Source organism: Leifsonia sp. Soil_N53 (assembly GCF_057655165.1).
The window spans coordinates 15,175-26,192 of the sequence record NZ_JBDGMM010000038.1; the positions used below are offsets into that span (position 1 = coordinate 15,175).

Consider the following 11,018-nt stretch of genomic DNA (forward strand, 5'->3'; position numbering starts at 1 on the left):
CCTTCTCAGGTGACTGTTATCCCGCTCTCATAAACTCGTCGCCGATGAGACTTTCCCTGAAGCGCCTCCCCTCCCGTGTGAAGCGCGCAGCCCGCTTCGAGATCCACGCGCACTGGCGGCGGCAGCCCCTCGTCCTCGGCTCCGTCTTCTACGAGTCGTTCTCCGGCAACGGGATGCTCGACAACCCGGAGGCGCTGTTCCGGCAGCTGCTGGCCGCGCCCGACCTGAAGCACCTCACCCACATCTGGGCGCTGTCCGACCTCCACCAGTACCGCGCGGCCGTCGAGGAGTTCGCCGACGACCCGCGCGTCACGTTCGTGCGCTACGGCTCCTCCGCCTACTACCGGGCGCTCGCGACCAGCCAGTACCTGGTGAACAACGCGACGTTCCCCTACGACTTCTCGAAGCGGCCGGGGCAGGTGTACCTCAACACCTGGCACGGCACGCCGCTCAAGCGGATGGGCTACGACATCGAGGACGGCGCACTCGCGACGGCGAACATCGTGCGCAACTTCGTCCAGGCGGACTACCTGCTGTCGACCAGCGAGTTCATGACCGACCAGATGTACCGCACCGGCTACAAGCTCGACGGCATCTTCCGCGGCACCATCGTCGAGGAGGGCTACCCGCGCCTCGACCGCCAGTTCCTGGACGAGGCGCAGCGCGACGACGTCCGCCGGCGGCTGATCGCGTCCGGCATCCCGCTCGGCGACCGCAAGATCGTGCTGTACGCGCCGACCTGGAAGGGCCAGGTCTTCGGGCGCCCCGAGGACGACCTCGACGCCATGCTGGCCCACATCGCCCAGGTGGAGGAGCGCATCGACACGAGCCGGTACGCCGTGCTCGTCAAGACCCACCAGAGCGTGCACGCGCTGGCCGCAGACCGGCCGGAGCTCGCCCGGATGCTCGTGCCCAACGAGATCCCGACCAACCTCGTGCTCGGGGCCACCGACATCCTGGTGTCCGACTACTCCAGCATCTTCTTCGACTTCCTGCGCACCGGCCGGCCGATCCTGTTCTTCACGCCCGACCTCGCCGACTACGCCGGAACGCGCGGCCTCTACTTCGAGCCGGAGGAGTGGCCGGGTCCGGTGCTCATGTCCGCCCGCGAGCTCGGCGACGCCCTCGCCGCGGTGGCCGAGGACGGCGACCGGGTGCCCGCCGACGCGCGCGACCGCTACCTCGACATGCAACGCCGGTTCACCCCGTTCGACGACGGCTCGGCCGCCGAGCGGGTCGTCGACATCGTGTTCCGGGGCGTGCGCGACGGCTACCGGCTGCGCACGTCGCTCGACGACGACGGCCGCGAGAAGATCCTGCTGTACCTGGGCGGGATGCGCCCGAACGGCATCACGACCTCCGCACTCAACCTGCTCAACAACATCGACCACGAACGCTACGACGTGTCCGCGTTCTTCGCGCAGAGCAGGTCGCAGGCGGTGATCGGCAAGCAGCAGCAGATCCACCCGGCGGTGCGGCAGTTCCCGCGCGTCGGCGGCATGAACGGCGCGAAGCTGCGGCATCTGGCGCGGCACCTCGACTTCCGGCGCGGCCGCACGTCGCAGCACGCCGAGACGCCGGCCCAGAACGAGCTGTGGAACGACGAGTGGTACCGCTGCTTCGGCGACAGCCGCTTCGACTATGTGGTGGACTTCTCCGGGTACGGCCCGTTCTGGGCGATCCTGCTCCTGCACTCGCCCGAGGCGCAGCGCGCGATCTGGCTGCACAACGACCTCGCCGCCGACGCCCACCGCGAGGTGAACGGCGAGAAGCGGATGCTGCACTCGCTCACCCAGCTCTTCACCCTGTACGCGCAGTACGACCACCTGGTGTCGGTCTCCCCCACGCTCTCCGAGGTGAACCGGGCGTCCCTGGCGGAGTTCGCACCGGCGGAGAAGTTCCGCTCGGCGCTCAACACCGTGGACGCCGAGCACATCCTCGAGAACGCGCAGGGCGACCTCCACGTGCTGACCTTCGACGAGGAGACCGGCAGCATCCCCGACTGGGCCGAGGCGCTGCTCGCGCCGTCGGGAGGCGTCTCGACCTTCGTCAACGTCGGCCGGCTCTCGCCCGAGAAGAACCAGGAGCGCCTCATCCGGGCGTTCGCGCAGGTGCACGCCGAGAACCCGCAGACCCGGCTGGTCATCGTCGGCTCCGGCCCGCTCCAGGCCCACTTGGAGGGTGTGGTCGACGAGCTCGGGCTGCAGGGCTCGGTCTTCCTGACCGGGATGCAGCGCAACCCGCACGCCATCATGGCGAAGGCGGACTGCTTCGTGCTGTCGAGCGACTACGAGGGCCAGCCGATGGTCATCCTCGAGGCGCTCGTCCTGGGGCTCCCGATCGTGACCGTGGAGTTCGCGTCGGCGAAGAACGCCCTCCCGGCGGGGAGCGGCCTGGTCGTCCCGCAGTCGGTGGACGGCGTGGCGGACGGGATGCGGACGTTCCTGCGCCACGAGGTCCCGGAGAGCGCGTTCGACTGGGCCGGGTACAACCGCAAGGCCGTCGGCGAGTTCTACCGGGCGATCGGCGCGGCGCCGGCCGTGGCCGCCTCGCCTGCGGCCCCGGCGACCATCCCGCTCGACGCGGACGAGCCGGCGGCGTCGGGGGCCGGCGAGTAGCGCGAGAGGTGCAGTAGCCGGTCAGGCGCGCGCGGTGAGAGCGGCGAGGTCGAGGCCGGACGGGAGCTCCCCGTAGAGGGAGCCGCGGTCCGGGCCGAGGCGCGCCGCGACGAACGCGTCGGCCACCGCGGGCGGCGCGTGCCGGATGAGCAGCGACGCCTGCAACGCCACCGCGAGAGCAGCCACGATGCGGCGCGCCGACGACTCCTCCGCGCCCTCCGCGGTCTCCGCGACCGTGCGGCGCAGCCGGTCGTGGTGCGCGTCGTACGCGGCGTACGAGCCGCGCGCCGCCGCGAGCTCGGCGTCGAACGCCGCCGCGCTCGCGGCCTCCCGGCCGAGGGCGCGGAGCACGTCCAGTGCGATCACGTTGCCGGAGCCCTCCCAGATGGCCATCACCGGCTGCTCCCGATAGCGCCGGGCCAGCGGGAACGCCTCGGTGTACCCGTTGCCGCCCAGGCACTCCATCGCCTCGTAGGCGTGCCCCGGGCCGCGCTTGCAGACCCAGTACTTGCTCACCGCGGTGGCCAGTCGCCGGAAGGCGACCTCGGCCTCCGACGCGTCGTCGTCGTGCGCACGGGCGAGCCGCAGCGCGACCGCCGTTGCCGCCTCGGACTCGAGCGCCAGGTCGGCGAGCACGGCCGTCATCGCGGGCTGCTCGACCAGCCGGCGGCCGAACGCCGCGCGGTGCCGGACGTGCCAGGCCGCTTCGGCGACGGCCTGCCGCATCCCAGCCGCGCTGCCGAGCACGCAGTCCAGGCGGGTGCGGTTCACCATCTCCAGGATGGTGCGCACGCCCCGGCCCTCCTCGCCCAGGAGGTAGCCGACCGTGTCGGCGAACTCCACCTCGCTGGAGGCGTTCGAGCGGTTGCCGAGCTTGTCCTTCAGCCGCTGGATCAGGAAGACGTTGCGCGTGCCGTCCTCCAGCACCCGCGGCACCAGGAAGCAGCTGAGCCCGCCCGCCGCCTGGGCGAGCACGAGGAAGGCGTCCGACATCGGCGCGGAGCAGAACCACTTGTGGCCGCTCAGCAGCCAGCGCCCGTCGCCGTCGGCGAGCGCGCGCGTGGTGTTGGCGCGCACATCCGAGCCGCCCTGCTTCTCGGTCATCGCCATTCCGAACAGGGCCGACGGCTTTCCTGCGCCCAGCCGCCCGTCGTACTCCCGCGACAGCAGCCGCGGCACCCACTCGGCGGCGAGCTCCGGGGAGGCGGCGAGCGCGGGCACCGCCGCGTGCGACATGGACACGGGGCAGGCGTGCCCCGGCTCGACCTGGGCGAACAGCATGAAAGTCGCTGCACGGGCGACGTTCGCACCGGGGCGCGGCTCGGCCCACGCGGAGGTGTGCGCTCCCGCGGCCACGGCCTCCCGGATCACCCGGTGGTAGCTCTCGTCGTAGTCGACCTCGTCGATGCGGGAGCCCCACCGGTCGAACGTCCGCAACTGCGGTTCGCGCACGTTCGCCCGCTCGGCGTCGGCCTGGAACTCCGCCGACCCGACCAGCCGGCCGACGGCGCCGAGGTCGGAGACCGCCCAGTCGGCGTCGTAACGCTCCACGGCTTCCCGCAGCGGGAGGTTCGCGGCGAACTCGTCCAGGTCCACGCGCGGCGGCGCCTGGTTGAGGACGGGCGCGGCCTGGTTCACGACGGCCTCCTTCACGACGGCCTCCTTCACGACGTTGTGGGTCGGCATGCCGCGAGTCTAACCGCGCGCGAACCGGCGCTATGGTGATGCGGGTGCACATCCCGACCGAGCTCGCGACCGACCGGCTGTCACTGCGCCCGTGGCGCGAGGACGACGCGGACTTCGCATTCGACTTGTACTCCCGGTGGGAGGTGGCGCGGTTCCTCGGCCGCGCGCCCGCCGTCCTGACGGAGCGGGTGGAGGCCGTGCGGCGCATCGCCCGGCTGCGCGCGCTGGAGGACGACGTGCGCGCGTTCCGCGTGGTGGAGCTTGCCGACGGGACGCAGGTCGGCACGGTGATGCTGCAGCCCATCCCGGCCTCCGGTCCCGAGCCGCTGCGGCCCTCCGGCGACACCGAGATCGGCTGGCACTTCCACCCCGACCACTGGGGCCACGGCTACGCGGCGGAGGCCGCCGGCACACTCCTCGCCGCCGCGCTCGTCGACCTCCCGCGGGTGATCGCGGTCACCTACCCCGACAACGCCGCTTCGCAGCGCGTCTGCGAGCGGATCGGCATGCGCCGCCTGGGCCCGACCGACGCCTACTACAACGTCCGCATGGAGCTGTTCGCAGCGGAGGACATCGGCCCCGCCACGCCGGCCGACGTCACCTAACGGAGGAGCCCGGACCGCCTCCGCCGCGCACCTCCTCCGTTCGCGCCGCCGCCACGCCAGGGACCGGCGGGTCAGCCCTCGAGGTGCTCGCTCAGCTCCAGCCAGCGGGTCTCCTGGTCGGCGATCTCGCCCTCCAGGGTGCGCAGCTCCTCCGTGAGGCGGCCCAGGCCGACGTAGTCGCTCTGGTCGTGGCGGGCGATCGACTCGTGGTGGGCGGCCACCTGGCCGGACAGTTTCGCCAGGCGGCGGTCGATCGCGGAGAGCTCCTTCTCGGCCGCGCGCAGAGCGGCGCCGGACAGGGCCGGGGAAGCCGTGGCAGAAGGCGCAGGGGCAGCGGCCGCGGTGGCCGGCGCCGCGCTCCGCTCCCTGCGCAGCCGCAGGTACTCGTCCACACCGCCCGGCAGGTGCCGGAACGCCCCGTCGAGCACCGCGTACTGCTGGTCGGTGACCCGCTCCACCAGATAGCGGTCGTGCGAGACGACCAGCAGCGTGCCGGGCCAGCCGTCGAGGAGGTCCTCCATCGCGGCCAGCATGTCGGTGTCGAGGTCGTTGGTCGGCTCGTCCAGGATGAGCACGTTCGGCTCGTCCAGCAGGATCAGCAGGAGCTGGAGGCGGCGCTTCTGGCCGCCGGAGAGGTCCTTGACCGGGGTGGACAGCTGGGCGTTCGTGAAGCCGAGGCGCTCCAGCATCTGGCCGGGCGAGATCTCCTTGCCGCCGGCCAGATACGTGGTGCGCTTGTCGGCGACGACGGCGCTGACCCGCTGGTCGCGCACAGCGTCCAGCTCGTCGAGCTGCTGGGTGAGCGTCGCGATCTTGACGGTCTTGCCGCGCTTGACCCGCCCGGCGGTCGGCTCGACCGTCCCGGCGACGAGGCCGAGCAGCGTGGACTTGCCCGCGCCGTTGATCCCGAGGATGCCGGTGCGCTCGCCGGGGGCGATGCGCCACTCCACGTCGCGCAGCACGGTCTTGGGCGGGAACTCGACGGTGACGTCGATGAGGTCGACCACGTCCTTGCCGAGGCGGGCGGTGGCGAGCTTGGTGAGCTCGACGGTGTCGCGCGGGGCGGGCTCGTCGTCGATCAGGGCGGCCGCGGCGTCCATCCGGAACTTCGGCTTGGAGGTGCGCGCCGGCGCCCCGCGGCGCAGCCAGGCCAGCTCCTTGCGCATCAGGTTCTGCCGCTTGGTCTCCGCGACCGCGGCCATCCGGTCGCGCTCGACGCGCTGCAGGATGTAGGCCGCATAGCCGCCCTCGAACGGCTCCACGATTCCGTCGTGGACCTCCCAGGTCGCGGTCGACACCTCGTCCAGGAACCAGCGGTCGTGCGTCACGACCACGAGCGCCCCGGAGCCGGACGGCCAGCGCCGCTTCAGGTGGGTCGCGAGCCACGCGACGCCCTCGATGTCGAGGTGGTTGGTCGGCTCGTCCAGGAACAGGATGTCATGATCGTGCACGAGGAGGGCCGCGAGCGCCACCCGCCGGCGCTGGCCGCCCGAGAGCTCGGCGATCGTGGCATCCCACGGGACGTCGGCGACCAGCCCGGCCAGCACGTCGCGCACGCGGGGGTCGCCGGCCCAGGTGTGCTCGTCGCGGTCGCCGACGATGGCGCGCCCGACGGTGAGCGCGTCCGGCAGGTCATCGCGCTGGTCGAGCATCCCGACCGTCACGTCGCGCCGCCGGGTGACCCGGCCGGAGTCCGGCTCGATGCGGCCCGCGAGCAGCGAGAGGAGGGTGGACTTGCCGTCGCCGTTGCGGCCGACGACGCCGATGCGGTCGCCCTCGGAGACACCCAGGGTCACCGAGTCGAAGACGACCCGCGTCGGGTATTCGAGGTGCAGCGATTCGGCGCCGAGGAGATGAGCCATAGGGTTCTCCAGCCTACCGCCGCGCCGCCGCTCCCCCTGCCGCTCCCCCTGCCGCTCCCCCACCTTGGGGGAAACCGACCGGACACCCCGCTGTGCAATGATCGAGAGACCGGACCGCGCGCTTCCGACCCGCGCGGGCGATGGGGGCTGACCGTGACAGACGAGCTGGCGATCGTACGCCCTCTCTTCGGTCGTGACCGGGCCCGCGAGACCATCCTGCTCGTCGCCCACCGGGCCGTCGACCGCGGCGGCGCCGTGTTCGTCACCGGCGAGGCCGGGCTCGGGAAGACCGCCCTGCTGGCCGACATCGCCGAGCGGCTGGACGGCTGGACCGTCCTCCGGGTGAGCGCCGACTCGTTCGAGTCCGACCTGGCCTACGCGACCGTCGAGACCCTCGTGCGCGGCCTGACCGCGCTGAGCGGCGCGAAGAGCGCCATCCGCCCTCCCGCCCCCGAGGACGACGCCCTCACCGTGGGGAGGCTGCTCCTGGACGCGATCGACGGCCTGGCCGGTCCCGTCTGCCTGATCGTGGACGACGCCCAGTGGGTGGACGAGCCGTCGGCGCGCGCCCTCCGGTTCGTCGTCCGGCGCCTGACCGATCGCGGCTTCCTGTTCACGGCGGCGTCGCGTCCGCAGCCCAACAGCGTCGCGGCGCTCTTCGAAGATCTGGCCGCGACCTCCGTCAACCACGCCCGCATCGACCTCACCCCGCTCGCCGTCTCCGACACCCAGGAGCTCGCCGAGCACATCCTCGGCCATGCCGTCTCCCGCCGCACCGCGACCCGCCTCACCGAGGCGACGCAGGGCTCGCCGCTGCTGCTGAGCGTGCTGCTCGGCCAGCTCCGGGACACGTTCGAGCAGGCGCTGCACCCGGCGGGCTGGGACCTGCCCGACACCGCGATCATGCCGCTCGCGTCGGCCATCTCGGCGGCGCTGGAGGGCGCGGACCCGTCGGTGCGCAGGGCGTCCGAGTTCGTCGCCGTGCTGCGCGACCCGCTGCCCGCGCCGGTCGTCGGCAGCATCGCCGCGCGCCTCGGAACGCGGCTCGACCTCCCGGGAGCGGTGACGCGGGGGCTGGTCCTCGGCCGCACCCGCGACGGCGTGCTGTGGGTGGAGCCGGCGCACGCGCTGCTGGCCGACGCGCTCGCCGCCGAGCTGACCGTCGAGCGCCGGGTCGAGATCCACCGGGTCGCCGCCGAGGTGCTGGACGGCCACCGCGCGCTGCGGCACCGGGTGGAGGCCGCGGACACCGCCGACCCGCGCCTGGTCGACGAACTGCTCACCGCCGCGCTCGCCGCCGCCGACCAGGGCCACGCCGAGCAGGCGATGAGCTACGCCCGTTCGGCCGTGCACCTCGCCACCGACCGCGAGCTGGAGCGCGCGCTGATCGAGCTCGGCCTGCTCGCCATGCGGTTCCGGCTGCACGAGCAGATCCTGGAGCTGCGGCCTGCGATCGAGGCCCTTCCGCCGTCCCCGGCGCGCGACGCGGTGCTGCTGGAGCTGCGGACCCTCTCCCGCGACGTGCCGGGCGCTCTGGAGCTGGCCCTCCAGCTGGAGGCGGCGCCGGCCACCACCCCGGACGAGCGCGCCATCCGCACCCACGTCGCCGAGGCGCTCCCCAAGGTGCTGATGGCGATGGGCGACTTCGCCGGCGTCCTCGATCACCTGGAGACCGCCCGCGCGCAGATCGCGGAGTGCCCGCGGCCGGAGGAAGTCGTCGATCCCGCCCTGCGCTGGCTCGCCGAGCCGGACGAGCACCTGGTGCGCCTGCTGGGCTGGGCGCTCAACTCGGCCGCGCACGCGCGCCGACCCGAGCTCTTCGCACCGCTCACGGCCGAGCTGGACGAGCTGCTCGCGCAGCACGAGTCGCCCGCCGCCGTGGACGCGCTGGTCGCGCGCTCGCGGGTGTTCATCCTCGGCGGCGACATCGAGCGCGCCCGCGCCGACCTGGCCAGGGCGAACGAGCTGGTCCGCCGGTTCCCGTCGAGCTGGACGGCCGGCTTCGTCCGCACGATCTACGCGCACACGCTGTTCCTGGTCGGCGAGTGGGAGGAGTCGGTCACCCTCGCGGACACCGCCGTGGCGCTGGCCCTGGACGAGACCGACCTGTCCTGCTGGCCGATCGCCCTGTGGACGTCGGCGCTCGTCCGCGCCGGCCGCGGCGAGACCGGGCCCGTCGCCGAGCGGCTGCGGTCGGCGGCGCGGGCCGATCCGCGCATCGTCGGTTCGTACGACGGCGACCTGCCGTACCTCGCCAGGGCCGAGCTCGCCCGCGCGCTCGCCCGGCCCGAGGAGCAGCTGCAGGCGACGGTGGAGGCCGAAGAGGCGGGGACCAGGGGCTCCACCCTCGGCTGGCTCAGCTACCGTGTGGACGCGCTCGCGATGCTCGGACGCGCGGCCGAGGCCCGCGCCGCGTACGAGCGCTGCGCCGGCCCCGGACTCTGGCGGCCCTACTACGGCTCGCTGCGCTGGCTGGAGGGCCGGGTGCTGGAGGCCGAGGGCCGGCTCGCCGACGCCCTGGCCGCCTACCGGGAGGCCGCGCACGAGTCGCGCTTCCCCCTCCCCGAGGCGGTCGCCGCGCTGGACGCCGGCCGGTTGCTGACGACGGCCGGATCGACGGTCGGGTCAGCGGAGGATGCCGAGGCCCTGCTCGAATGCGCCGCCACGACCTTCCGTGGTCTCGGCGCCAGCACCTACCTCGCGCGCGCCGTCCAGCACCTCGAGACGGTGCGTTCCGCGGGGCGCCGCGACGCCGACGGCGGGCGCGTCGAGGACCCGCTCGCGTCCCTCACGACCCGCGAACGCCAGGTGGCCCATGCGCTGGCCGCGGGGATGACCAACAAGGAGATCGCCGAGCGTCTCTACGTGTCGGTGACGACCGTCAACTTCCACGTGCGCAACATCCTCGCCAAGCTCGGGATGCGCTCCCGCCGGGAGCTGCGCGCCCTCGCGCTCCCCCGCCGGCGACCCGTCAGGAGTGACCGACCCGTCAAGAATTGACGGTTTTGCGGTCCCCCACTATGAGGACACGCGGCACCCTCGCTAACGTTGTGATCACCCGGGATGCCCGACCCGCACCCGCACGGAAACGACTCCGAATCTGACGAATCGTCTCAACCCGACGTGCGATGCGGATCGGGCATCCTCGGGCTCAGGCGTGCGCCCGAACGCGCGCCAGTACGCCTCACCAGCTGCCGAGTACGCCCGGGACTGACGGGATGTGGCCCGACATGGCCCGGCTCCCGGGCTGCTCGACAGGTGCGGTGAGCGCGGCTCAGTCGCCGACGATCCGCGCGCCGTGCACGGGGCCGGTCGCCCGCACCGCTCGGATCCGGGAGGCGCTCAGCGCGATCTGCAGGTCCAGCGCGTTGTCGAGGTCCGCCGTCAGGAACGCGACCGTCGGGCCCGAGCCGGACACGATCCCGGCCAGCGCACCGTTCAGCTCACCGATCTCCAGCACCTCGGCGATGCTCGGCGCCAGGTGGATGGCCGGGGCCTGCAGGTCGTTGGTGAGCGTCTCCGCCAGCATGGCCGGGTCCCCCGCGCGCAACGCATGGAGGATGCCCGCGTCGACGCTGGGGCTGCGCTCGGCGGGGGCGATCTCGCCGACGTGCCGCTGCCGGTGCCGGTCGAGCTCGCTGTAGACGGCTGGGGTGCTGAGCTCGCCGTCCGGCAGCGCGAGCACCCACTGGAACTGCCCGGTCGCCAGCGCCGGGCTGAGCCGGTCGCCGCGGCCGGTGCCGATCGCCGTGCCGCCGATCAGCGCGAACGGGACGTCCGCGCCGAGCCGTGCGGCCAGCGCGAGCAGCTCCTCGCGGCCGAGCTCGGTGCCCCAGAGGGCGTCGCAGGCGACCAGGGTCGCCGCGGCGTCGGCCGAGCCTCCCCCCATCCCGCCCGCGATCGGGACGTGCTTCTCGATCTCCAGCCGCACGCCGCCGGGGTAGCCGGTCTTCTTGGCCAGCAGCTTGGCGGCCTTGATGGCCAGGTTCGTGCCGTCGGTCGGGAGGCCGCTCGTGTCGACGCTGCCCGTGAAGCTGACCGAGAAGTCGTCCGCGCGATAGGCGCGGACGTCCTCGTACAGCGACACCGCCTGGTAGGCGGTCGCGACGTCGTGGTAGCCGTCGTCGCGCACCGCGCCGACCCGCATGAAGACGTTGATCTTGCCCGGCGCACGCACATGCACGGCATCCACGTCCCACCCCGTACCAGCCTCGACCATGCCTCAAACCTACACAGTGCGGAGCCGT

At 73.0% G+C, this 11,018-nt stretch carries 6 protein-coding genes; 3 read left to right on the forward strand and 3 right to left on the reverse strand.

The genetic code is table 11. The features are described from left to right. Positions 1-44: 44 nt before the first annotated feature. Positions 45-2,618: a CDP-glycerol glycerophosphotransferase family protein gene (locus AC3A3H_RS03735; RefSeq protein ID WP_487613198.1), complete on the forward strand. Its 2,574-nt coding sequence runs from the start codon at positions 45-47 to the stop codon at positions 2,616-2,618. A 21-nt stretch (positions 2,619-2,639) separates the two neighbouring features. Here AC3A3H_RS03735 and AC3A3H_RS03740 read toward each other — a convergent pair whose 3' ends face one another. Continuing rightward, on the reverse strand, positions 2,640-4,304 hold the full coding sequence (locus AC3A3H_RS03740; protein WP_487613199.1) for an acyl-CoA dehydrogenase family protein: 1,665 nt from the start codon (positions 4,302-4,304) through the stop codon (positions 2,640-2,642). Positions 4,305-4,348: 44 nt separating this feature from the next. Between AC3A3H_RS03740 and AC3A3H_RS03745 the strand changes: the two genes are divergently transcribed. Continuing rightward, positions 4,349-4,909 (forward strand): GNAT family N-acetyltransferase, encoded by a 561-nt coding sequence (locus AC3A3H_RS03745; protein WP_487613200.1) that lies wholly within the window; start codon positions 4,349-4,351, stop codon positions 4,907-4,909. Between the two features lie 71 nt (positions 4,910-4,980). Here AC3A3H_RS03745 and AC3A3H_RS03750 read toward each other — a convergent pair whose 3' ends face one another. Further along, complete coding sequence (locus tag AC3A3H_RS03750; protein WP_487613201.1) at positions 4,981-6,771, reverse strand: ABC-F family ATP-binding cassette domain-containing protein; 1,791 nt, start codon at positions 6,769-6,771, stop codon at positions 4,981-4,983. Between the two features lie 153 nt (positions 6,772-6,924). On the opposite strand from AC3A3H_RS03750, the gene AC3A3H_RS03755 reads away from it, so the two are divergent. Further along, entirely contained in the window at positions 6,925-9,771 is a 2,847-nt protein-coding gene (locus AC3A3H_RS03755) for a helix-turn-helix transcriptional regulator (RefSeq protein WP_487613202.1), read from the forward strand. 274 nt (positions 9,772-10,045) lie between these two features. Here the strand turns inward: AC3A3H_RS03755 and AC3A3H_RS03760 are convergent, their stop codons facing one another. Further along, positions 10,046-10,990 (reverse strand): 4-(cytidine 5'-diphospho)-2-C-methyl-D-erythritol kinase, encoded by a 945-nt coding sequence (locus tag AC3A3H_RS03760; RefSeq protein ID WP_487613203.1) that lies wholly within the window; start codon positions 10,988-10,990, stop codon positions 10,046-10,048. Positions 10,991-11,018: the final 28 nt, after the last annotated feature.

What these genes read in the sequence shown, in the direction of transcription:
- AC3A3H_RS03750 (WP_487613201.1), bottom strand. Translation starts at nt 6,771, where the DNA reads ATGGCTCATCTCCTCGGCGCCGAATCGCTGCACCTCGAATACCCGACG.
- AC3A3H_RS03735 (WP_487613198.1), top strand. Translation starts at nt 45, where the DNA reads ATGAGACTTTCCCTGAAGCGCCTCCCCTCCCGTGTGAAGCGCGCAGCC.
- AC3A3H_RS03740 (WP_487613199.1), bottom strand. Translation starts at nt 4,304, where the DNA reads ATGCCGACCCACAACGTCGTGAAGGAGGCCGTCGTGAAGGAGGCCGTC.
- AC3A3H_RS03760 (WP_487613203.1), bottom strand. Translation starts at nt 10,990, where the DNA reads ATGGTCGAGGCTGGTACGGGGTGGGACGTGGATGCCGTGCATGTGCGT.